Source organism: Nostoc sp. NMS2, from assembly GCF_017115105.1.
In the GTDB taxonomy this organism is placed as follows: Bacteria; Cyanobacteriota; Cyanobacteriia; order Cyanobacteriales; family Nostocaceae; genus Nostoc.
On record NZ_JABXKH010000049.1, the window covers coordinates 111107 to 137882 of the forward strand.

Below are 26776 nucleotides of genomic sequence, written 5' to 3' on the forward strand. Positions count from 1 at the left end.
TTACCTTTAAATCTTCACCTAATTCGTAATAGCCTGCGGCAAGGCTTTCACCTACGGAATTGAAAATATTTGTTACTCAAATTGCAATTTCTTCTCTCTCAATTGCATCTAAGCTTGTATCTGATTCTACTTGGATTTCTAGCTTTGATACTATTTCAGCTATTGTGGGAGACTCAAACAAACTTGCTACAGTTAATCGGATATAAAAAGTATTTCGGAGTCGGGATAGAACTTGAACAGCGATTAAAGAATCTCCTCCTAAATCAAAAAAGTTATCATCAATTCCTACCTGTTTAATTCCTAATAATTCTTGCCAGATATTGGCAATTTTTTGCTCACTTTCATCACGAGGGGCTACATAAGAATTGGGTAAATTAGGTCTTGAATGGAGTGCAGATAATTTTTCTGGCTGAAAAATATCCGGCTTTCTTTGTAATGAAATCTCTGATTTTTGGTCAGTTTCTTTTTGCCCAGATTTTCTGCTAAATGCAGTTGATGCAGAAGCTTGAGCCATAATAATCTGATGCTCAAATGCTTCAGTTTCAGGAAATGCAGCAACTTGAACAAAATCTTGAGCGCGTAGGGCTTCAAACCACTGGTCTTTGATAATAAAAGGCTGACCTGGGTTGCGCCTTTTATCATCTAAAGGTTTCAACAACAGACCCCAACTAATATCAAAGTCTATTTTTGGCTGAGTTATTTCCCATACTAAGAGGAAGCCGCCAGGAGCTAATAAAGAGCGCACATGGTGGAGTGTTTGATCTATGTTCTGAGTTGCGTGCAACACATTAGAGGCTATGATTACATCAAAGCTATACTTCTCAAACCCTTGCTCAGTTGGCGACTTATCTATGTCTAGTAATCGATATTCAACAAATGGATAGTCACTAAACTTCTGTTGGGCTTGAGTCAGGAAGCCGCTACCAATATCAGTAAAAGTGTAGTTGGTTTGTTTGGGCGGCAGCACAGGTAATAATGCTTGCGTAGACACACCAGTACCTGCGCCGATTTCTAAAATTCTCAGGTTAATGGATGATGGCAATGATTTGACCACCTGTTCCAAGCTTGAGCGCAAGATAGAGTTGTAGTGATTAATTAAGGGAGATTCAGAATATGAACCTTTGTTTTCTTTTTGGTAAACCAGTTCATTGAAAATCTCTAAAGGTTCTTGTTCCCCGACAACAATAGTAGCTAAATTTTCACCACAGCGTTGCACTAAATCTAAATCTACTAAAGATGAAGCAGCGAACCTGGCTCTTACTTCTTCTAAATGTTCATTAATATAATCTTGTGAAGATGGCACTAGCCCGGTGAATAGTTCCTCGTTTTGCTGTAATTGTCCTTGTTCTACTAATATTTGCAACCATCTAGACAACAATTGCTGATAACGAGAAGAAATATGGCATTGGGCTAACAAATTCTCTAAAGAATACTTTTCTTTGGCATTGCTAAAAGCCCCTAATTGCTGGAATACCGAGTTTATGTAGGCTGTACATAAACGATCCAACCATTGTCTGTCTTCTTGATATGTTAACTCGTTGAGTTCTGCATTTCTTACACTTGCTTGTTTTTGACCTGCTTGTATGAGCGATGTCCACAATTGTGATGTTGTGGGTAAGGTTTGCAACTGCCCCCAAGCTGCTTTTTGTGGGGGGTCAATCCAATAACGTTCGCGCTCAAAAGGATAAGTCGGTAAGGGAAGGCGGTAATATTCCTCCTGGCTATAGAATCCAAACCAATCTACCTTCACCCCAGCTAACCAGAGTTGACCAAATGTGGTGAATAAAATACCCAAATCTGATTGCTTTTCTTGGGGATGACGGACTGAAGTCAAGACTATTTGTGCGGCTGCTTTGCCTGGATGTCTTTTGACTAATTTAGTTAGTGTATGTCCTGGCCCTACTTCTAATAAAACTTGCTCAGGTGTTGCTAATAATTTCTCTACACCTTGGGCAAACAGCACTGGAGAACGCAGATGTTGAGTGTAGTAGTCAGGATTTGTGGCTTGTGTAACTGTAATCCAAGTACCAGTCAGGTTGGAGATATAAGGAAGTTTTGGGGGATTTAGAGTAACTTTTTTGACTCGTTCTGCAAATGCTTCTAAGATTGGTTCCATCATTTGCGAATGGAAGGCATGGGAAGTATGCAAAGGTTGGCATTCAATCCCTTGAGCAGCAAGCTGATTTTGTAGTGCATCTACTGCTACTATGCAACCGGAAACCACACACTGCAAGGGTTGATTAATTGCGGCAAGAGAGAGTTCTTGCCCTAATAAGGATTTTATTTTGTCTGCGGGCAGGGGAATTGAAAGCATTGCTCCAGTGGGCAGTTGCTGCATCATTTTTCCGCGTGCTGCTACCAGAGATAAGGCATCTTCTAGAGAAAAAACTTCTGCTAAAGTTGCTGCAACATACTCGCCAATACTATGACCGATCGCAGCTTGTGGCTGCACTCCATAAGACTGCCATAATTTAGCTAGGGCGTATTCAATGACAAAAATAGCAGGTTGGGCAATTTCTGTCTGTTGAAGTTGCTTTGATACCTCATCAATATTTTCTTCGCTGGGGTAAAGAATATGACGTAAATCTAGCCCTAATAGAGGTTTAAGAACTTCTGAGCAATAATCAACTTGTTCTTTAAATACTGTTTCGGTTTCGTAAATTTCCCGCGCCATATTGACATACTGGGAACCTTGACCGGGAAACATAAAGACAACAGACCGTTCTGTAATCTCTGTATAGTTAGTAAAAACTTGTTTTGGCTCTACAGCATCTTCTAAGTCGTGACAAATTAACATCCGTCGATAATTAAAACCCCGGCGACCACTATTGAGGGTATAAGCTACATCGCCTAAGTTAACTTCTGGATGCTCTTTTAAATGCGTGATTAAATTATTTGTAGTTTTTTCAAGCGCACTTGCCGTTTTAGCCGACAGACACAACAAAAAATATTCACTTTTGAATTTTGAATTTTGAATTTTGAATTGAGTTGGTGCTTCTTCTAAAATGACATGAGCATTAGTACCCCCCATACCAAAAGAACTAACTCCAGCACGGCGAGGGGTGTTATCTGTTTTCCATTCAGTCAGGGTTGTATTGACGTAAAAAGGACTGTTGGCAAAATCAATTTTGGGACTAGGTGTCTCGAAGTGCAAACTAGGAGGCAACATTTTATTTTGCAGTGCTAATACAGTTTTAATCAAACCTGCAACACCTGCTGCTGTATCCAAATGTCCAAAGTTGGTTTTTAACGAACCAATAGCGCAGAAACCTTTTTTATCGGTAGTTTGATTAAAAGCTTGAGTTAAAGCTGCAATTTCGATTGGATCTCCTAAAGGCGTAGCTGTACCATGAGCTTCAATATAGGAAATTGTCTCAGCATCTACACCAGCTATTGCTTGAGCTTCACCAATTACTGCTGCTTGACCGCTAACGCTAGGAGCAGTGTAGCCCACTTTCATTGCACCATCGTTATTGATGGCCGAGCCTTTAATGATTGCATGGATGTGGTCGCGATCGCTTATCGCATCCTTTAATCTTTTCAATACCACAATCCCTGCACCGCTACCAGTAATTGTTCCTTGTGCTTTGGCATCAAAAGCACGGCAGTGTCCATCAGGAGAAAGAATCATGCCCTCTTGATGCAAATAACCTATTTTTTGAGGAATGTTGAGAGTAACACCACCCGCTAAAGCCATGTCGCACTCACCATTTAAGAGACTTTGACAAGCTACATGAACAGCAACCAAAGAAGTAGAACAGGCTGTTTGCACATTTACTGCGGGGCCAGTCAAGTTGAGTTTATATGCAACTCTTGTCGGTAAAAAATCTTTATCGTTGGAAATTCCTAATTGAACAGGGTCAATCGTTGCCAATAACTGATGATTAGGGTAGAGGTTGTTGAGCAAATACCTACTCATTCCTACACCACCATAAACCCCTATTAAACCATTGTAACTTTGTGGGTCATAACCAGCTTTTTCTACAGCTTCCCAAGCCAATTCTAAAAATAGACGTTGTTGTGGATCTATTAACTCAGCTTCTTTGGCACTATAAGCAAAGAAATTTGCATCAAACAATTCAATGTCTGATAGAACACCGCTAGCTTTTACATAATTAGGATTATTCAGTAAATCTAGAGAAACGCCAGAATTTAGTAATTCTTCATCCGTTAGCCAGGAGATAGATTCTACACCATCTCGTAAATTCTGCCAAAATGATGCAATATCTTTTGCACCTGGAAATCTACCAGCAACAGCAATTACCGCTATTTCAGAATTATTAAATTCATTATTGTTATGCACTAAAATTGTCATATACCACCTTTTTTCTGAGAGCGATGTTGTTGTCTGGATTGTAACTGCTGCTTTCTCAAAGCTTTAATTTCACTATGAGCTTGAGGACGAGAAGTGTTTTCCTTGGTTGTCTCTTCTTTGTGAGTTTTAGCACTTAAATATTGGCTTAAACTATGTATAGTTGGGTAATTAAACATATTAACTATTGACAATTCTAAACCAAGTTTTTCTTGCAATTGCTGATTAATTTTTACTAGTAGTAACGAATGACCTCCAAGCTCAAAGAAATTATTGTAAATTCCTACCTTTTCTACTGCTAATGCTTTTTGCCAAATGCCAGCAATAATTCTTTCTACTTCTGTTTTTGGCATTACATAATCTGATAGTTCTTGATGTAAATCTGGGTTAGGCAGAGCGCGACGGTCTACTTTACCGTTAGGTGTCAGGGGTAGGGACTCTAGTATTACAAAAGCGGCTGGCACCATATACCCAGGTAATTTATTGGCAAGGAACTGACGCAGTTCATCCGGTGTAAGTGTTACGTCTTTTTGTGGCACTATGTAGGCAACTAAGCGCTTATTACCCGGAGTTCCTTCATGAGCGATGACACAACATATCTGCACATCACCATGTTGCCCTAATAGTGTTTCTATTTCTGCCAATTCAATGCGGAAGCCCCGAATTTTTACTTGATTATCAATGCGTCCTATGTATTCAATGTTGCCATCGGGTAAATAGCGGACTAAATCCCCAGTTTTGTAGAGACGACCAGAACCAAAGGGGTTGCTGATAAATTTTTCCTGAGTTAGTTCGGGACGGTTGAGGTAGCCTCTTGCTAACCCCACACCACCGATATGCAACTCTCCTGGCACACCCACAGGCACTGGTTGCAAATTTTCGTCTAAAATATAAACTTGCGTGTTAGCGATCGCTCTACCAATAGATATTTTCTCGTCATCTTCAGTGCATTTTGCGATTGTGGCACAGACAGTAGCTTCTGTTGGCCCGTAGGCATTGAAGAAGTTTCTGCCAGCAGACCATTGTCTAATTAGTTCAGCAGAACAAGCTTCTCCACCTACAATTATTGTTTGCAGTGCTGGAAGTTCCTCCACAGGCATAACTGCTAACGCCGATGGTGGTAGTGTGATATTGGTAATGCAGCGATCGCGTAATTGCTCAATTAATGGCTTTCCTGGCAATAGAGAGTCTTTTGTTCCCAGGTACAGCGTTGCACCTGACCCCAGAGCCAATACAATTTCCCAGATAGAAGCATCAAAACTGAAAGAGGCAAACTGGAGAACGCGACTATCAGAATGCAAGCCAAAAGTCTGAATCTGAGCTTGAGTTAAGTTGCATAGTCCCTTATGCTCAACCATCACACCTTTAGGTCTACCTGTAGATCCTGAAGTGTAAATCACATAAGCTAGATGAAAAGCTTTAACTCCACTGGTTGGATTATCTTGATTGTTTTGGGCGATTTGTTCCCAGCTTTCATCTAAACAAACAAGTTTTGCTTGACACTCAGGAAGTCTTTGAATAAGTCGTTTTTGAGTCAGCAGCACCGAAACTTGAGCATCTTCTAGCATAAAGCTCAAGCGTTCTTGGGGATACTCTGGGTCAAGTGGTAGGTATGCTCCACCTGCTTTGAGAATCCCCAAAAGTCCAACCACCATATCTAAAGAACGTTCTACACAAATACCGACCAACACATCTGGTTTTACACCCAGTGAGCGTAAGTAATGAGCCAATTGGTTAGCACGACAATTTAATTGGTAGTAAGTCAGTTGTTGATTGTCAAATACAACAGCCACAGCATCAGGAGTGCGCTTAACCTGCTCCTCAAACAACTGATGGATAGAGCGATCGCTAGGATAATCTGCCTGAGTGTTATTCCATTCTACTAATAACTGCCGTTGCTCAACTTCTGTCAACAGGGGCAATTGTGAGATTTGCTGCTGTGGGTTAGCAACAATTGCAGAGAGCAAAGTGACAAAATGATTACTCATCCGCTTAATTGTGCTTGCATCAAACAAATCAGTGTTGTATTCCCACACTCCTATCAGTCCAGTGGCAGTGTTTTGCATTATTAAAGTTAAATCAAACTTTGCCGTTATCCCTTTACTCATCAATGGACTGACAGTTAACCCACTCAACTCTACTTCAGATATGGGCGCATTCTGGAGGACAAACATTACCTGAAATATTGGTGTATGGCTAAGATCCCGTTCTGGCTGCAATGCTTCTACCAGCATTTCAAAAGGCAAATTCTGATGAGAGTATGCGGACAATGCAACTTCTCGAACCCGAGTCAGCAATTCGCTAAAGCTCGGATTTCCTGCCAAGTTGGTACGCATGACTAAATTGTTGACAAAAAAGCCAATTAACCCTTCTATCTCACTGCGATCGCGGTTAGCAATGGTAGAACCCACCAAAATATCTGATTGTTTTGTATAGCGATAAAGCAGTGTATTATAAGCTGCCAACAGCGTCATAAAGAGAGTACAACCTTGCTCCTGGCTCAGTTTTTCCAATCTATCAGTTAACTCAACTGAGAGGACAAACTCTTGATACGCCCCAGCGAAAGTCTGCACAGCAGGTCTGGGTCGGTCTGTGGGCAGCGACAACAAAGCTGGTGCCGAAGCCAGTTGTTGCTGCCAGTAACTCAGTTGGCTTTGTAATACATCTCCTTGCAACCAGTCTCTTTGCCAAATGGCGAAATCTGCGTACTGAATCGGCAGTGGCATTAACGATGGGGGTTGACCTTGAGAATAAGCATTGTACAGTGCTGCTAGTTCTTGGATAAACACACTCAGCGACCAACCATCAAAGACAATGTGATGTATACACACTAATAAGGCGTGTTCTGTCTCCGACAGCATTATTAATGTTGTCCTGATTAATGCTTCAGTTGCTAAGTCAAAGGGTCGTTGCGCTTGTTGTTGCGCTAATTGCTGCAAAGCAATTTCTTTTTCGCTTGTGGATAAATGCTTCAAGTCAACAATCGAGACTGTCCAAGGTGTAGGTGCTAAAGGGTTGGAAATTCCTACTATTCCCTGTTCCCTGTTCTCTGTTCCCTGTTCCCTAATAATTTGAGTTGGTTGTCCATCAACTGTGATGAAGTTGGTGCGTAACGCTTCGTGGCGATAAGTAATTTCTTGTAAGCTTTGTTCTAAAACTGAAACTTCAAGAGTTCCGACTAGACGCAAAGCTAAGGGTATATTATAGAAGGCGCTGTTCGGGTTTAACTTGTCTAAAAACCATAGCCGCGTTTGGGCAAACGACAGTGGTAATTCTGCATCCTTTGCCCTCGGTAAGATGGCTGATGCTGTTAGTTCTAAATCCTGTTGCTGCAACTGTTGAATATTTTGGGACAACTCTGCAACCGTGGGTGCAGCAAATAAGCTACGCAATGGTAGTTCTACTTTCAAGCTGGTACGCACGCGGGAGATGAGTTGCGTTGCTAGTAACGAGTGTCCTCCAAGTTCAAAGAAGTTATCATGTATGCCCACTTGCTCTACTTTTAGCACTTGTGCCCAAATTATTGACAGGATTTCTTCGATTGGGCTGCGTGGGGCGACATATTTGTCCGATAATTGGCTGTGTAAATCAGGTATGGGCAAAGCGCGACGGTCTAGTTTACCGTTGGGGGTAAGCGGTAGAGCTTCTAAGATAACGATCGCACTTGGCACCATATACTCTGGTAACTTTTCCTTCAGGAAGCTACGTACAACGCTAACTTTGAGTGTACTTCGACTCCCTTCGACTGCGCTCAGGGCAAGTCGCTCAGTACAAGTCTGCTCTTTTTGAGGCACAATGTAAGCGACTAGGCGTTTACTTCGACTTCGCTCAGTACAAGTGTTACCAGGAATGTCTTCGCGGGCAATGACACAAGATGCCTGCACATCAAGTTGGCTGAGTACTGCTTCAATTTCTCCCAACTCGATGCGGAAGCCACGGATTTTAACTTGATTGTCAATGCGTCCTAAGGATTCGATGTTACCGTCAGGTAAATAGCGTGCTAAGTCCCCTGTTTTGTAAAGGCGATCGCAATTAAAGGTTTCCCCTCTGCTCCCCTGCTCCCCTGCTCCTCTGCTTCTTTTAAAGGGATTAGGGATAAATCTCTCTTGTGTTAACTCTGGTCGGTTGAAGTAGCCTTGTGCTAAAAGGACACCACCAATATGCACTTCTCCTGGTACACCAACGGGTACAGGCTGTAAATATTTATCCAGGATGTAGATTTGTGTGTTGGCGATGGGACGACCAATGGGAGGAAGTAGCGGCCAAGTCTTTACTGATTTATTCAGAGTAAAGCTGGTGGCTAAATGGCTCTCTGATGGCCCATACTGATTGTGCAATGTACAATTAGTTAGTTTGCTTAACCACTGAGAAATAGCTGGAGTAATCTGCAACTGCTCCCCAGCAGTAACGATTTCCTGCAAATGACTATTAACTAATTCACTATTAACACCGACTTCAGCTAGTTGTTGTAAGCCAACAAAGGGGAGAAACATTCTTTCAATTGCTTTTTGTTGGAGAAAACCTAACAAAGCTGAGGCATCTCTGCGTAATTCCTCCCCAATTAAGAACAATGTGCCGCCAGAACACCAGGTAGTGAATATTTCTTGGAAGGAGACATCAAAGCTAATAGAAGCAAATTGCAGTGTTTTGGCTCCACGAGAAATTTTCAGATTTTCTCGATGCCACAAGATCAGATTGCCAAGGGCAAGCTGATTCATGGCTACACCTTTAGGTTGACCTGTAGAACCAGAGGTATAAATTACATAAGCTAAATTAGTTGCTTGCATGTCAGAGATGGGATTATCCTGACTGCACAGCGAAATTAGTTGAGCGTCAGTATCCAAACAAACCAGCTGTGCTTGATGCTGAGGCAATCTGTCAAGAAGTGATTGCTGGGTCAGCAATACCCTAACTTGAGCATCTTCTAAAATAAAGCTCAACCGCTCAGTTGGATACTCTGGGTCAAGTGGCAGGTATGCTCCACCCGCTTTGAGAATCCCCAGTAGTCCTATGACCATCTCTAAAGAACGCTCTACACACAGACCGACTAAAATATTGGCTCCCACACCCAAAGACCGCAAGTAGTGCGCCAACTGGTTAGCACGGTAGTTTAATTCATAGTAAGTAAGTTGTTGATTTTCATACACAACTGCCACTGCATTGGGTGTAAGCTCCACCTGCTCTTCAAACAAGTGATAGATGCACTTATCACGGGGATAATCTACCTGAGTATCGTTCCACTCTACAAGTAACTTTTGTTGTTCCGGTTGTGTCAGCAGGGGCAATTGTGAGATTTGCTGTTCTGGGTTAGCAATAATACCTTCAAGCAATGTAATAAAATGACCCGTCATTCGCTCAATGGTACTAGCATCAAACAAGTCAGTGTTGTATTCCCATATCCCTACCAGCCCAGTGGCAGTATTGTGCATGATTAAAGTTAAATCAAACCTGGCGTTTGCACCTTTCATTGGGAATGGACTGACAGTTAGCCCAGTCAGTTCTACTTGTGATGTGGGCGCATTTTGAAGGACAAACATTACCTGAAACAGTGGTGTATGGCTGAGATTCCGTTCTGGCTGCAATGCTTCTACCAGCATTTCAAAAGGCAAATGCTGATGAGAGTATGCTTCCATTGCCATTTCACGAACACGAGTGAGTAATTCGCTAAAGCTAGGATTGCCTGACAAGTTAGTACGCATGACTAAAGTGTTGACAAAAAAGCCAATTAACCCTTCTATCTCACTGCGATCGCGGTTAGCAATGGGAGAACCCACCAAAATGTCTTCTGTACCTGTGTAGCGATAAAGTAGTGTATCAAACGCTGCCAACAACGTCATGAACAGCGTCACCCCTTGTTGCTGACTCAGTTGTGTCAGTTTACCAGTTAGCTCCTGTGAGAGTGCAAACTCTTGATATGCCCCATTGTCAGTCTGCACAGCAGGTCTGGGTCGGTCAGTTGGTAACGACAATAAAGCTGGTGCCGAAGCCAGTTGTTGCTGCCAGTAACTCAGTTGGCTTTGCAATACATCTCCTTGCAACCACTGTCGCTGCCATAAGGCGAAATCTGCGTACTGCACAGGCAGTGGTGCTAACGGTGACGGCTGATCTTGAGAATAAGCATTATATAGTGTCGCTAGTTCTTGAACAAACACACCCATTGACCAGCCATCAGAGACAATATGGTGCATACACACTAATAAAACGTGTTCTGTCTGGGACAGTACTACTAATGTTGCCCTGACTAATGCTTGGTTTGCCAGGTCATAAGGTTGAATAGCTTGTTGTTTCGCTAATTGCTCTGTGGCGATTTCTTGTTCACTGTTTGGCAGATGTTGCAACTTAACAACATAGACTGTGCAATTCGGCTGTTTTTGAATAATTTGAGAAGGTTTTCCATCAATTGCGATGAAGTTGGTGTGTAAAGTTTCGTGGCGATAAATAATTTCTTGTAAGCTTTGTTCTAAGGCAGTTTGATTAAGAGTTCCAACAATACGCAAAGCTATGGGTATGTTGTAGAAGGCGCTGTTTGGGTTTAACTGGTCTAAAAACCACAAACGCTGTTGAGCATAAGACAGTGGTAACTCTGCATTATCTGCCCTTGCTACGATGGGTTGTGCAGATAGTTCTAAGTCCTGTTGCTGCAATTGCCCAATCGATTGCGCCAATTCGGCAACGGTGGCGGCGGCAAACAATTCACGCAATGGTAGTTCTACTTTAAAAATGTTGCGGATACGTGAAACAAGTTGCGTTGCTAGTAGCGAGTGTCCCCCCAGTTCAAAGAAGTTATCATATATGCCCACTTGCTCTACTTTCAGAACTTGCGACCAAATTTGCGCCAGCATTTCCTCAATGGGAGTGCGTGGGGCGACATACAATTCTCGCAGTGTGCTGTCTATATCTGGTTTTGGTAGGGCGCGGCGGTCTACTTTGCCGTTGGGAGTCAGAGGTAAGGATTCCAGCAGTACAAAAGCACTTGGCAGCATGTACTCTGGTAGCTTTTCCTTGAGAAACTGTCGCAGTTCTGGGACTATGGGAGATTCTTCTACCTGCGGCACTACATAAGCAACTAAACGTTTGTCGCCTAGTTCATCTTCTCGCACCACTACCACACTTTCCCATACTGTTGGGTGAGAAACCAGTAAAGCCTCAATTTCACCCAATTCAATGCGGAAACCACGAATTTTAACTTGGTGGTCAATTCTGCCTAAATATTCAATATTGCCATCAGAACGATAACGTGCTAAATCACCCGTTTTGTATAAATATTTTCCTGTTTCAAAGGGGCTAGAAATAAACTTTTCTTGAGTCAATTCAGGTTTATTCCAATAACCACGTGCTAATCCCACACCACCAATGTGTAACTCACCACTGACTCCAATGGGAACAGGTTGTAAGTGTTTATCTAAAATATATATCTGTGTATTGGCAATTGGACGACCAATAGGAACAATTTTCTCATTACTATTGGGTTGACAAGCCCAAAAAGTTACGTCAATTGCCGCTTCTGTTGGGCCATAAAGGTTGTGTAACTCGGCGTTTAATCTTTCAAAGCAGCGTCGTTGTAGGTCAAAAGATAGCGCCTCACCGCTACAAATTACCCGTTTGATACTACCACATTTATCTAGTCCTGTTTCTTCTAGAAACACTTGCAACATTGAGGGCACAAAATGAAGTGTAGTAATTTTTTCTTGGGCAATTAGTTGAACTAGATAACGGCTATCTTGATGTCCACCTGGTTTGGCTATAATTAAGCTTGCACCTGTCAATAAAGGCCAGAAGAATTCCCAAACTGAGACATCAAAGCTGAATGGTGTTTTCTGTAAAACTTTTTCGGTTGCTGTTAGTTGATATGTGTCTTGCATCCATAATAGACGGTTACACAAGCCTTTATGAGTGTTCATTGCACCTTTGGGCTTTCCTGTGGAACCGGAGGTGTAAATTACATAAGCTAAGTTTTTTGCTGTAACTTCACTAGTTGGGTTTTCAGGGCTGTAAGCAGCAAATTCTTGAGAGTCGGAGTTAATGCATACTACTTGTGCTTGGTGTGGCGGTAGTTCTTGGACTAGATGTGGTTGCACTAACAGCACCGACACTTGAGCATCTGCCAACATGAATGCTAAACGTTCTTTGGGATAAGTAGGATCTAAAGGTACATAAGCACCACCTGCTTTGATAATTGCCAATATCCCAATTACCATCTCTAAAGAGCGTTCCATGCAGATACCAACCAATACGTCTGGCTTGACATCTAGAGTTTTGAGAGAATGGGCGATTTTGTTAGCGCGTTGATTTAACTCTCGGTAGGTAAGTTTTTGATTTTCAAAGATGAGAGCGATCGCATCTGGTGTATGTTCTACCTGCTGCTCAAATAACTCATGGATACACTTGTCCTGAGAATAGTCTACTTGAGTGTTGTTCCACTCCACCAACAATTGATGACGTTCTGCTTGACTCAACAGTGGTAATTCTGCAATCGGCGCTTTGGGATTAGCAACAATTGCTTGGAGTAAAGTTTGAAAATGTTGGGCTATGCGAGCAATAGTTGCTGCATCAAATAAATCAGTACTGTAAGACCATACGCCCTCTAGACCGGATGAAACTTCCCAGTAGTTCACTTCCAGGTCAAACTTGACCATTTCATCAACTGGCAAGGACATTTGCTGAATAGTTAAACCTGGCAAATCCGAAAAAGACTGTGAGGCATTCTGGAGAGAAAACATCACCTGTACCAGGGGATTACGACTCAAATCTCGGTCTGGCTGTAGCTTTTCGACCAGCATCTCAAAGGGCAAGTCTTGATGGGCATAAGCTGACAAAGTTGTTTGCCGCACTTGCGCTAAAAAGTTAACAAAGCTGGGGTTGCCAGAGAGATCACCCCTTAGTGCTAGGGTATTAGTAAAAAACCCCATTAGCTGCTCGACGCTCTTGTTGTTGCGGTTAGCGATCGGGGAGCCAACAACAATATCTAATTGACCACTATAACGAGAAATTAAGACCAAAAAAGCTGCTAGTAGGGTCATAAACAACGTTGTGTCTGACTCCTGACTCAACTGCTTGAGGCGTTGCGTGAGGTGGCGATCCAGTTGAAAACGCTCAACTCCACCTCGGAAGCTCTGAACTGGGGGACGTGGTTTATCAGTAGGCAGTTCTAGTACGGCAGGGACACCCGCTAACTGTTGCTGCCAGTAATCGAGTTGACGTTCCAGGACAACGCCAGTCAGCCACTGGCGTTGCCAAACTGCAAAATCAGCATACTGAATGGGTAATTCAGGTAGTGGGTAGGGCAATTGTTGAGCGAAAGCTATATATAGCTGAGATAACTCACGTTTGAAGATGTTCAAAGACCAGCCATCGTAGATAATGTGGTGCATCTTCAATAGCAGTACATACTCCTGGTTAGATAGTTGGAGGAGAGTGAATTCTACTAATGGCCCAACAGCCAGATCGAAGGGCTTGGACACAAGGGACTGCACTATTTGTTGAATCTGGTCAGTTTGCTCCTGATCTGACAACCCCTGCAAGTAATGGATGGGCAAAGTTAAGGCAGTGGGAGCAGCAATTAGCTGGAAAGGTTTTCCGTCTACTGTGGGAAAAGTAGTTCTTAAGACCTCGTGGCGGCGAATGAGTTCACTTAGACTCTGCTCCAGTGCAACTACATTCAACGCCCCATTTAGCCTTTGAACATCCAGCATATTATAAGAACGACTGTCTGGTGACAAGTGGTGCAGAAACCAGAGTCGCTGTTGGGCAAAAGATAGTGGTAGCTCACCGTTCCGTGGCACTCTTTGAATGGGCAACTGATGAGAGGTTTTAACCTGCTTTGCTTGCTGTAAAAACAGCATAATTTCTGTTTTGCGCCCAGCTATTTCCTGACGTAGCGATGGAGTTAACACCCCTTTAGGTGCATGACAACGCAAGCGAACCTCTTCCAGAGGCGCTCCGCTAACGCCATCGACCTCTAGTTCTATACTTAAGTTTGTTAGGTGACGAACGAATTCAAAGGTGCTGTTAGTCATGCTCAAAACTCCACTACCTCGCTACTGACTTCTTTATTTGATAAATTTTGTGTTACCAAATTCACTACTTCTATGTAGGCTGCTATCCCCGCTACTGTGGGAGACTCAAACATCATCTTTATAGATAAATCGAGTTCAAATGTTGAATTTATCTTTGACATGACTTGGGTAGCTAGTAGGGAATGTCCCCCTAGTTCAAAGAAGTTGTCATTAACGCCAATGCGTTCAACTCCTAAGACTTCACTCCAGATTTGAGCTAGTTGAGCTTCAATAGGCGATCGCGGTAAAACAATGCCAGTGGAAAGATTTCTCGTGGCTGTATCAGGTGTTGGTAAAGCGCGACGATCCACCTTGCCATTAGGTGTTAAAGGCAAGGCATTGAGGATAACAAAAGCTTGCGGCACCATGTATGGAGGCAGTTTATTGACAAGGAACTGACGCAGTTCACCTGTTAGTGTCATTTGTTTTTGCGGCACTATGTAGGCAACTAAACGTTTACTTCGACTCCTTTCGACTTCGCTCAAGGCAAGCCGCTCAGTACAAGTCTCACCTGGGATATCTTCACGGAGAATGACGCAAGATACTTGCACATTGTCATGTTGACTCAATACTGCTTCAATTTCTCCCAACTCGATGCGAAAACCGCGAATTTTCACCTGATAATCAATCCGACCAAGAAATTCAATATTTCCATCACTCAGGTAACGTCCTTTATCTCCAGTTTTGTAGAGGCGATCTCCAGGCTGAGAACTAAAGGGATTAAGAATAAATTTCTCTTGTGTTAACTCTAGTCGGTTGAGATATTCTCTTGCTAGACCATCTCCCCCAATGTATAGCTCTCCCGGAACACTAATGCCCACTGGCTGTAATTGGGAATCTAACAAATAGATTTGTGTGTTGGAAATTGGTTGCCCAATGGGAATAGTTGTCGCACCTTCGGGGACATCCTGCACTAAGTACCAGGAACTAAATGTTGTATTTTCTGTTGGCCCATAAACATGAAGTAATCGCTGTGGCGCACCATTTTTCAGGACTTCTTTTACCAATTTAGGATCAACCGCTTCGCCGCCAAATAGAAGATGCCGTAGGGAATTGAAAGCAGAAGGGACTTCCTGAGCAATTTGATTGAACAAGGCAGTTGTTAAGAACAATACGCTGATACCTTGCGATCGCATAAAGTCCGCAAAATTTCTGGGCGAAAGTGCCAAATCTTTGCTCACTCCTACCAATCGCGCTCCTTTGAGTAGCGCCCCCCAAATCTCGAAAGTGGCAGCGTCGAAAGCGTAATTTGAAGCTTGTGCAATTACATCTGTTGGTTTTATGTCGATGTAGTTTGTGTTGATTACCAAGCGGTTCACGGCTCGGTGATCAACAGCAACTCCTTTGGGTTGACCTGTAGAACCGCTTGTGTACATTACATAAGCTAAGTCCTGAGCTTTGGTGCTGGTAGTCGGGTTCTGTTTTGTTTGTTGATTGATGATATCCCAGTTTGAGTCTAAGCAAATTACATCAGCTTTGCGTTCGGCAAAGCCGCGCCGGAGGCGATCGCCTAGTTTTTCTTGAGTCAAGACAACTGATAGCTGAGTGTCTTCGAGGATGAAGCTTAATCGCTCTTGGGGATATTCTGGGTCGAGAGGTACATAAGCACCACCCGCCTTGAGAATTCCCAACATTGCCACTACCATTTCTAACGAACGTTCAAGACACAACCCAACCAATACTTCTGGTTTGACCCCAAGGGTTTGTAGATAATGGGCAAGTTGATTTGCTCTTGCGTTTAACTTGGTATATGTAAGGTGTTGATCCCCAAATATCACCGCCGTTGCATTGGGTGTTTGTTTTACTTGCTCTTCAAATAACTGATGGATACACTTATCACGAGGATACTCAGCCTGATTATGATTCCATTCCACTAATAACTGATGCCGTTCTGACTCAGTTAGCAAAGGCAATTCTCTAATTCTTTGGTCGGGATGAGCAACAATTGCTGAGAGCATTGTCTGGAAATGAAGAGTCATCCTAGCGATTGTATCCGCCTGAAACAAATCGCTGTTATATTCCCACGATCCAATTAATCCCTTTTGTGTCTGCCAAATCGAGAGGCTCAAATCGAACTGAGATGTACCCCGCTCTACCATCTGTGGAGTCAGACTAATATCAGGTAACTCTAAAGTATCGAGGGAGAAATTTTCCAAAACAAACACTACTTGAAACAAGGGGTTGTAGCTAAGAGAACGTTCCGGCTGTAGTGCTTCTACCACTTGCTCAAATGGTACGTCTTGATGTGCATGGGCATCCCAGACAACAGATCGAACTTGTTGGAGGAATTGAGAAAAACTAGGATTCTCTTCAAAGTGAGTCCGCAACACCAAAGTATTGACAAAACAGCCGATTAGTGATTCAGTTTCTTGGCGATCGCGGTTAGCAAAAGGTGAACCGATACAAATATCATCTTGACCACTGTAACGATGGAGTAAAATGCCAAAAGCTGCCAGCAAGGTCATAAATAAGGTGACACCTGACTTCTGGCTAAGGATTAATAGTTGAGAGGTTAAATGCTCTTCGATTTGAAATTTTTTGGTAGCACCAGAGAAAGTCTGGACTGGTGGCCGCGGATAATCCGTTGGCAACTCCAATAAGGGCGGTACGTCAGCTAACTGTTGTTTCCAGTACTCAAGTTGCTTTTCTTGAACTTCTTTAGTTAACCATTTGCGTTGCCAGAGGGCAAAATCAGCGTATTGTATCGTTAATTCTGGTAAGGGATTTGGTTGCCCTTTAGTAAAAGCATGATAAAGGACTTCTAACTCTTTGAAGAATATTCCCATTGACCAGCCATCGGTAATGATGTGATGCATGGTCAAAATTAACAAGTGAGATTCTACTTCCTGGCGCAGTAGAGTGGCTCGCAATAAAGGAATACTATCCAAGTCAAAGGGTTTGCGAACCTCCTGAGTGACTATTTGTTGCACGGAGGCTTCTGGTAAACCCTGCAAGTCCACCACAGGGATATTTATGGTGACAGTGGACACAATCGCCTGAAAAGGGATGCCCTCTCTCACAGCAAAGCTAGTTCGTAAGGCTTCATGACGGCGGATAATTTCGTTGAGACTCTGTTCTAAGGCTGTCACTGAGAGCTTTCCAACAATCCGCAGTTGGCAACTTTCATTGTAAAATGGGCTTTCTTTATCTAGTTGATAAAGAAACCACATCCTCTGCTGTGCAAAAGATAAAGGTAACTCCTTATCCCTAGAAACTGGCACTAAGGGGAAAGAGTTAGATTGTGTAGCTGTTTGAGCTTCTTTGAGAAAAGCAAGGATTTCTGTTTTCCGTTCTTTAAGTTCCTGCTGTATGTCTGCTGTCATTACTCCTTTAGGAGCGCGACAGCCAAGTTGATCTCCGTCAATCCAGATTTTTATGTCTTTTGTTTGCAGGTTAGCTAAAAACTGTTCTGTGATCATATCCTTACCTCCTCATATTCTTCTGCGATCGCCTCAATAGATTCACTCTTGTCCTGAGTTACCCCTATAATCGCCTCAATACTTTGGGCTAAACTGGCGATCGTAGGCGTTTTAAACAAACGCTGTAGAGACAACTCTAGAGAGAAATCTTCGCGTAACCGAGAAATCACTTGGCCAGCTAAGAGAGAATTGCCCCCCAACTCAAAAAAGTTGTCATTAATGCTTAAAGGTGGTAATTTCAGCACTTGCTGCCAACATTGAGCAATTTTTAACTCTATCTCGTTGCGTGGTTCTATCCGCTCCCTAATTTCCTGAGTGTTAACTCCCCTAATTAGACTGGCGCGATCAATTTCGCCGTTTTCGAGACAAGGCATTTGGGGCAGTTGTACTAAGTTGCAGGTGCTGGAAGTTCCAAAGCAGTCTTGCACTCGCAAGTCTGGTAATTGAATAACCTCGTTATTACTGGCAGTGAAATAGGCAGTTAACTTCTGCAAATTAAAGGCTTGAGACTGCCAACGTTGAATGTTTTGGTTGCTGCCATCCAAACCTATCAATAGATGCGTTTGCTGATGCTGTAAGCTGGCAATCATTGAAGATATTGCTTGAGAAGAAGACATCACATAGAAACCTTTGGCACGGATCAGATTCTTCATCTGATATCCCTGGCTCATCCCTGTCTCATTCCACATACTCCAACTCAAACAATAGCTTGCTAATTCACTGTGAAAATTTTGATAATAAGAAAAGCGATCGAGAAAACTATTGGCAGCAGCATAAGCTCCGACAGCAGTGCTACCAAAAAAACCGTGTGCTGAAGAAAAGTTGATAAAAATGCTGCCCTTATTGTCTTTTACCAATTGGTGCAAAGCCCAAGCACCCAACACCTTGGGACGCAGTATTGCTGCTAAGTTCTCCTGAGTTTCTTCAAGTACAAGCTGCTCGTGGAAAGTTCCGGCTAAATGGATTATTCCATCTAGGTTCTTATCCCATTGAGATTTAGCTTTTTCAACTATTATCTGCAACTGTTTCAAGTCACAGATGTCAATAGCTTCGTAAATTACTTCTCCATTAAGCTGTTCTAGTTCTTGGTAAACTTTCAGGCGTTGTGCAATAGTGTCTGTTTGATCTAGATGAGCATTCCCAATACTTTTTTCTGGTAAGGGAGTTCTGCCAACCAACAGTAGCCTAGCTTGGTAATGTTTCAGCAAATACCGCGCAATTTCAATACCTATACCACCAAGTCCTCCGGTAATTAAATAAGTTCCTCCTTGCTTGAAGGTAATTGAGGATTTAGGTTCGCTTACCCAATCAACTTTTTCCAAGCGAGGAACCAAACGCTGCCCATTCCTGTATGCTACCTCTCGTTCTTTTGAGGAAACTTGCATCTCTTGTAAGATATAAGCTCCATTTGTTTCAACTTCAGTGAAAGGCAAATCAATGTGACAACAGTTCAACCAAGGTAATTCTTGAGGAATGGTTTTCAGAAGCCCTAATACTGCTGATTTCTCGTAAGCTATTGGGTCAGATGAGGAAATGGACTGGATATGACTGGAAATAAATGATAATTGCACCGAATGGTCAAAACCTTGAACCTTGGCTAAAGCTTGAACCAGGAATAATAGACTAAATATTCCATTTTCTTGTGCTTGTTCGAGAGCATCCAAGGTTTTGACTTCGCCGCTATATCGGTTATAAGTCCAGATGTGAAGTATTTGTCCGATGATTATATTATCTGCCGCCAAGGATTGGAGTAATAATTGGTAGTCCTTGGATTGTCCTGGAGTAATTGTGTAGCTTGAGCGATTAAGTTTACGAAAATCTTCTCCGGGTGAAACAGTTATATATGGCAGGTTACGCTCTGATAATATTTGACATAAATATGCCCCCAGCCCGAATGAATCTAAAAATACTAGGGTGGAATTAATAACAGTTAAAGAAGAATTAAAAGTAATGGGATTTTTGGGCTGCCATACTTGACGGTAAAACCAGTCGGGAATAGTATTAGCGTTACCCAGTAATATATCAATTCGTTTAATAATGGATTGAAATTCACCTGTATTGAAGCGCTGGCTCAGTTGCGATCGCTGGATTTTTCCAATAGCAGTTTTAGGAACAATTTCTTGGTCTACTGGAATTAGATAATCTGGGTTTATTCCCACCTTGTTGACAACAGAAGTGCGAATTTCCTTAAGCAGAGTTACTAAATTGCCATCATCATCAAGAGAAGTATTGAAAAAGATAGCTAGTTTATCAATATTAATTCCTGCTTGTCTAACTGCACAGGCAGCTGTATAAGAAACTTCTACTCCTTTAATTTCTTCAACAGCGGCTTCGATTTCGTGACAGTAGTAGTTGAGTCCATTGATGATAATTACATCTTTGAGCCGTCCAGTAATAGTTAAACGCCCTTGATCGATAAATCCTAAATCTCCGGTATTAAACCAACCATCGGGGGTAAAAACTTCTTGGTTTGCCTGTGGATTCTGATAGTAACCACTAGTGACAGATGCACCTTTTACTTGTAAACGACCAATCGTACCTTCTGTAACTATTTGTTCGTTTTCATCAACAATACGCAGTGAAGCACCAGCAATTGGAGGCCCTAGTTCTACAAATAAAGCGTCATCTGATGAAGTTTCTAGAGAAAAGCTATCAGAGTAAGTAATACCAGAAGAAGTTTCGCTCATCCCAAAGGCTGGATGAATCGCATTCGTTGGTAAACCATAACGGCGAAGCAGCCTTAAAAAACTCCTGGCTATCTTAGTGACAATGGGTTCTCCAGCGTTGATTATAAAACGCATCGACGATAAATCCCACTGTTTTTGGTTAATCTCGATCGCGCGATACCGTTCGCGCAGCGTTCCGTAGGAAAGGTCGCCAAGGGCATCGCAGATTAGCGAAAAGGCAAAATTAGGTGCCCAACTAATCGTAGCTTGATGTTTATCAATCAAATCTAGCCACAACAGCGGATTTTGCACAATCAAGTTAGTGGGTATATGGATTTGCTGACAACCTAAGTCAACAGCCATAATGCTCAAGGAAACTAGCGCACCTACATGATCCAAAGGCATCCAGTTTAAAATACTTTCCTGATGGGAAAAATTGCCCAACAAAACTTCGCCACCCGTCATACTCAATAAATTGTGATGATTTAGCATCACACACTTGGGTATACCAGTGCTGCCAGAAGTCAAAAACAAAATCGCTAAATCCTCTGGCTGACTTTGATGCAAGTTTAAATCCGCTTCGCACTCACGCAATTTTTCAATAGTTGCAACTTGAAAGTTTTCTAAATTCAGCAACTTTGATAAGTCATCAATATTGCAAGCTAAAGAAGCGTTGGTTAATACAAGGGGTTTCCCCAACATCTGCCAAGTATTTTGAAGTTTGCTAGCGATAGTATTAGCTAGTTCGTATGTCGAGGCGATGGATATTGGCACTGGAACAAAGCCCCCTAGCACACAACCCCAAAAAGCACATAAGAAATCTTGGTTGTTTTCTAGTTGAAAAATTACTTTATCTTGGGGCTTTAGTCCTAGCTTTCTGAATCCAGCTAAAATCCGTTGAGCGTCTTGCCACAATTGTCCATAAGATTGAACTTTCTCACTACCATCAGACTGAATGTAGATGATACCTTGAGTTGAATATTGAGCAGTTCGTTGTAGTAGTTCTTTTAAAGTTTTAGGAGCGTCTTCGGAGTATTGCAGTGGTTCCCCGTGACTAATAGCTAGCTTTGTTGACGAGGACGGCTTCTTGTTTTCTATCTCCTGACCAATTATAGGTGCTTGTACCTTTTGCTGACTATCTTCAGAGGCGATCGCTTGAGTGTTACCTAGCAAATCCTGTAAGTGGACGGTAGGAATACTTGTAATCAAGGGTTCAACAACCACCGCAACACGCTCAATTTCTGACAATGACTCTAATTGCTGCTCTATGCGATCGATTAAGCCAGAGTCAATAACTTCTAAACTGGCTAGAGTAGCTTCATCTATCTGCCCTGTATTTGTTAGGGGTATGGTGGAGACTGGTATTAGTGATGTAGGTATCAAATTGCTAGGCAGAATTGTTTGCAGGTGAGACAACAATTGTTCTGATGCAAATAAGCTTGATGGAACTATATAAGCAACCAATTCCTGTTTTAGCTTTTCTGTTTCTCTCTTTATAACTACACAATCATCTACAGTTGAACTCGATCGAATAGCAACTTCTATTTCTCTGAATATAAAATTTTTATTACTTAAATTTGCTAAAACTTGATTCTGATTATCTAACTGCATTAGCTTTTGTTTCCAGCTTAAATCTATTAATCAAAATTATTACTAGTTCGTAAGCAAAATTTATAATCTATTTGTAATTATCCAGTAAATATATCAAATAAATAATCCCAGTTTTTTAAATAAAATGCAATACCAGTTAAGACATTTAAGAAGACATCTCAAAAAACAGTTAAGAAAGTTAAGAAAGTTAAGAAAGTTAAGTAGATAGATATTTTAAATATATTTAATGAATCATAATTCAATACGATTTAGTAAGGCTCAAAGTTTTATAAATTAGGAATTCTAATCAAGACTAAAAATCAACTGTAGTGTATCTCAAAGACTTCTGACTGTTGTCCCCAATGACCATCCCAGATTTAGGGCACTCGTGTCGCCCACCCCACAAGATGGATAATTTATGAAAAGAAGTGAGGTTTAAAACCGTACTTCGTCCCGCTACGCGCTTTCGCCCGCAAGTGGCGCGTTCGCGCTAGCGTCTCGTCAGAGAAAGAATCATTGTTTCCCAAGGTAGGTAGAAGCCCCACCCCTTGTGGGTGGCTGTCTAAAATGTTTGAATTTTGAATTTTGAATTGATTCATTTCTTGTCAGTCCCTAAAATCACTTAATGAATTAAAAAGTGTAGTAGTTACTAAAGCAAAATATCAAAAAGGAAATTTCAACATAAGTTATAAATTGGAATAAGTTCAGGCTTTTTATTACCAGGTAACAATCGCATTTTCTTGATTTAGAATGGTTGCATCATTAAACGAGCAATATTGCTGTCTTAACAAACTTCGGCGGGTCTAAGTCCCCGGCTACAAAAGAAGCCGCAAGTTTTGTGGCTCTTATCTTTATCCCCGTTACATAACTGTACTTCCGACTTCCTCTCTTCTCTACGAGACGCTTCGCGAACGTAGCGGTAGCGAGTCCGCGTTCGCTTTTAGCGTCTCGTAGAGAGCGTCCTTCCGACTTCTTTAAGTATCTCAAGAATTTACTTAAATGTCTTAATTTTCCTTGATTTTTATTTTTAGCTAAGAGAAGATAAGTTTGCAAGGGTTATGCCATCAGCTAATGCAAGGAAATATAAGACAGTTAAAAATCAAACAACAATAAAAACAATGGTAATCATAGTTAAAATATATCAAAATATTGTTGCGCTTAAATATAGTATTAGTTACAAAAGTAAAAGTATCCCTATTTATAATAATTGACTTGACTATGAGATATCAAGTCGGTGGTAGCCTGAAGTATGATGACTCTACATATATTATCCGTCAAGCAGACGAACAACTTTATACTGGATTAAAAACAGGAGATTTTTGTTACGTTTTCAACTGCCACCAAACAGGTAAATCATCTCTACTACACCGGACTATTCATCGCTTAGAAAAGGAAAATTATATATGTGTTTATCTCGATTCAATCCTATTAGGTAGTAATCAAATTACACCTATACAATGGTATAAGGGCATTATTGTCAGCTTGCTTCACAAGTTAAATCTAACAGAGCAAATCAACTTTGAAAGTTGGTGGGAGCAACAATCAGAACTTGACCCTGTACAACAACTGTATCAATTTGTTGAACAGGTGTTGCTGAGAGAATTTAAAAATAATCGCATTTTCATTTTTATTGATAATATTAATAGCCTGCTAAATTTTAATTTCCCTGTCAACGATTTTTTTATCTGGATTCGTTACTGTTATGAGCAGCAGGCACACAACCCAAACTTTAAACGTTTGGGTTTTGCTTTGTTTGGTGTATCTAGTCCATCTAACCTAATTGTTGATCGACATCAAACGCCTTTTAAGATTGGTCAAGCAATTAAGTTATGTGACTTTCAATTACATGAAGCTATGTCTTTACTTGAAGGTTTAGAAGAAGTAGTCAGCCAGCCACAAGCAATATTGCTACATATTATTCATTGGACAAGAGGACAGCCGTTTCTCACCCAAAAGCTTTGTCAGTTAGTTGTACAAGTTGCCTCAGAAAGTTATAAGGCAATGATTACCATACCCAACGGTACTGAAGGATATTGGATAGAACAATTGGTGCGATCGCGCATTATTCAACATTGGGAATTTCAAGATGAACCTGAACATCTCCGTACCATAAGAGATCGCTTACTTTTTGACGAACACAAAGCAGGAAAGTTATTAAACATTTATCAACAGGTGTTACAAGTAGAGGAACTAAGGAATAGAAACCCGATAGATAATTTGATACCAGCCGATAATAGTGAAGAACAGACAGAACTGTTGCTATCTGGTTTGGTGGAAAATTATAACGGCTATCTGAGAGTTAAAAATCTGATTTACCGGAGTGTTTTCACTCCTCAATGGGTATTAAGACAGTTAGAAAATCTTCACTTTTCTTGGTAGGGGCTAGTAATCAGAATACATCTGTTAGATAAGTTCTCCATTGCTTGTCTGATAAATAAGTATAAATAATCACTAAATTACACATCATTTATTCGTGTATCTGTGGACTTTGCTTGTGCATAATTTCTGTCAAGTTTTCAACCAAGTCTTGATAACAAATAGTTTCACAACTATTAATACTCCGTATTTAGAGTTCTACTGAAGCGATAATATTTTTGCAACACACCAACAAAAAAAGTCATAACTTATATAAGTTAAAAATATTACATTATTTATTCAATCACACTTGTACTAATTCAGGTAAATACAAGGCTTCATTTCTTCAGAGAGTTTTTGCAAGATAACCATCAAAACACCAGGTGAAAAAGTAAGAAAAGTAGGAAAAGTAGGAAAAATAAATAATTGATATCAGCGTTTACTATCAAGCTAGTATAATGTAACTTAGTTGATTAAAGTCCCAATAGATTTTAGGAAAAAATGAAATAAGAGTGTATCAAAAATTGCTACATTAAATTATATTTCCAGTATGTAAATAGAAAAAGTTGTTGCTTGTGACACTCATTTATAATAAATCCCTGGAACAGCAATGTATAAAACTAAACGTAAGCGAGGAGTTGTACTAACTTCCGCAGGAATTAAACGGTTACAATCAGCAATTCTATCTGTAGAGATAGTAGAAAATAAAGGCGAACACTTGAGTTTAGAAGAAATAAGCTCGCGCATTCATGTTTCTACTAGAACTTTGAGTAAATTATGGTCTTTAAGTGAAAGTGTAGATCAAAAAACGATAAAACTTTGCTTTAGCGCTTTTAATCTAGAATTACACAGCGAAGACTACACCATAGTCAACAAAGCAAATGAGACTGAAACATCTGAGTTATTGTCTATTGCGAATATAGAAGAAGATTTATCTCAACGTTCCGAATTAATCTCATTTGTCGAAAAATATCACACACAAACTGAACAAATAGAAAATCTTTGGTCATACCCGGATGGCCCCATACCTTTAGATTCTCACTTTTATATTGAACGTCCTCCATTAGAGAGAAAGGTTTATCGAGAAGTAACTACTAGTGGCTGCGTGATTCGGATTAGATCCCCCAAACAGATGGGTAAAAGTTCTCTTGTATTGAGGCTTTGTGCCTTTGCACGCAAACTTGGGTATCAGACTGTGAATCTGAATTGTTGCCAATTCGATAGTGAGTGTCTAACTGATTTAAATAAACTGTTGCGTCGTCTTTGCTGGAAAATTGCAACTCAATTAGGTATTGACCCCAACCTCAAGGAAAAGTGGAATGAAGAGATTGGGTATAACTTGAGTAGCGGCTTCTATTTAGAAAACTATTTGCTAGAGCAATGTCAAAGTCCAGTGGTTTTAGTGTTGAATGAAGTTGACCGTTTTTTTGAATATCCTAACATTTGTCAAGAGTTTTTTGCTTTGTTGCGGTCATGGTGCGAGGAAGCACGACACAATCCAAACTGGCAAAAGCTGAGGTTAGTAATGGTTTACTCAACCGAAGAGTACATCTCTATGGATATTAACCTCTCTCCTTTTAATATTGGTCTACCTATTCGTCTAAACGATTTTACTCAACCACAAGTAGAAGATTTAGCTAGGCGGTATGGTTTAGACTCGTTTAAAGCTAAAGATTTTGTCCAACTAATGTCACTAGTAGGAGGACATCCAGCACTAATTCAGATTAGTTTGTACTATCTTAGGTCTCAAGAAATGACCCTACAAGAAATAATAGAGGAAGCGATCGCCAATGGTGGTATTTACCGCGATCATTTATGGCGACAGTTGATCAAACTGCAAGAAAATCCTAGACTGGCAAAGACTTATGCTGAAATTCTGGCAGCAAAGCAAGGTATTTCTCTTAATCCTATTGAGACTTACAAGCTTGAAGGTTTGGGATTAATTCGCTTTGAGGGCGATCGCATCTTACCGCGTTACGGACTCTACCACGCCTATTTTGCAAAACACCTATCGACAATTGTTTGATATGTCAACTTAAGAGCAAACGCTTATCCCACAGGCGTTTTACCCCACACGCCAGATGCTCCACTACAGCGCAACTCTTGGAGACGCTTTGCGTTAAGCGAAGCTATGCCGTTCGCGCAGCGTCTCGTAGAGAAGGCTTTACGCGCATCCTGCGGCGGGGGAAACCCCTGTTCCCGCACTGGCTCCCCTTAACGAACTTTGGGGGTTTAAGTCCCCTGTCTCTACAGACAGCGCGTTTTGGGTCGGGGTCTGTCTTGCAAAGTTGCTCCTCTTGGGGAGACCCCAAGACCGCAATGCAGCGCTAAATCCCCGTCACAAAACTTAATTACGAATTACGAATTACGAATTACGAA

6 protein-coding genes are annotated in these 26776 nt (G+C 41.3%); 2 read left to right on the top strand and 4 right to left on the bottom strand.

Going from position 1 to position 26776, the window contains the following annotated elements:
• Window positions 1-76: 76 nt before the first annotated feature.
• The 4 genes from HWQ36_RS09425 to HWQ36_RS09440 are packed head-to-tail and all read right to left on the bottom strand — an operon-like array spanning window position 77 to window position 22063.
• A complete protein-coding gene (locus tag HWQ36_RS09425) occupies window positions 77-4315 on the bottom strand; it encodes a beta-ketoacyl synthase N-terminal-like domain-containing protein (RefSeq protein ID WP_292701072.1) in 4239 nt (1412 codons plus the stop codon).
• On the bottom strand, window positions 4312-14328 hold the full coding sequence (locus HWQ36_RS09430) for a non-ribosomal peptide synthetase (RefSeq protein WP_292701074.1): 10017 nt from the start codon (window positions 14326-14328) through the stop codon (window positions 4312-4314). The genes HWQ36_RS09425 and HWQ36_RS09430 overlap by 4 nt, the downstream gene beginning before the upstream one ends.
• Window positions 14329-14330: 2 nt before the next feature.
• Entirely contained in the window at window positions 14331-17786 is a 3456-nt protein-coding gene (locus tag HWQ36_RS09435) for an amino acid adenylation domain-containing protein (protein WP_292701076.1), read from the bottom strand.
• Complete coding sequence (locus tag HWQ36_RS09440; RefSeq protein ID WP_292701079.1) at window positions 17783-22063, bottom strand: non-ribosomal peptide synthetase; 4281 nt, start codon at window positions 22061-22063, stop codon at window positions 17783-17785. The genes HWQ36_RS09435 and HWQ36_RS09440 overlap by 4 nt, the downstream gene beginning before the upstream one ends.
• Before the next feature lie 1197 nt (window positions 22064-23260).
• On the opposite strand from HWQ36_RS09440, the gene HWQ36_RS09445 reads away from it, so the two are divergent.
• Entirely contained in the window at window positions 23261-24421 is a 1161-nt protein-coding gene (locus tag HWQ36_RS09445) for an AAA-like domain-containing protein (RefSeq protein WP_292701082.1), read from the top strand.
• Window positions 24422-25007: 586 nt separating this feature from the next.
• A complete protein-coding gene (locus HWQ36_RS09450) occupies window positions 25008-26423 on the top strand; it encodes an AAA-like domain-containing protein (RefSeq protein WP_292701085.1) in 1416 nt (471 codons plus the stop codon).
• Window positions 26424-26776: the final 353 nt, after the last annotated feature.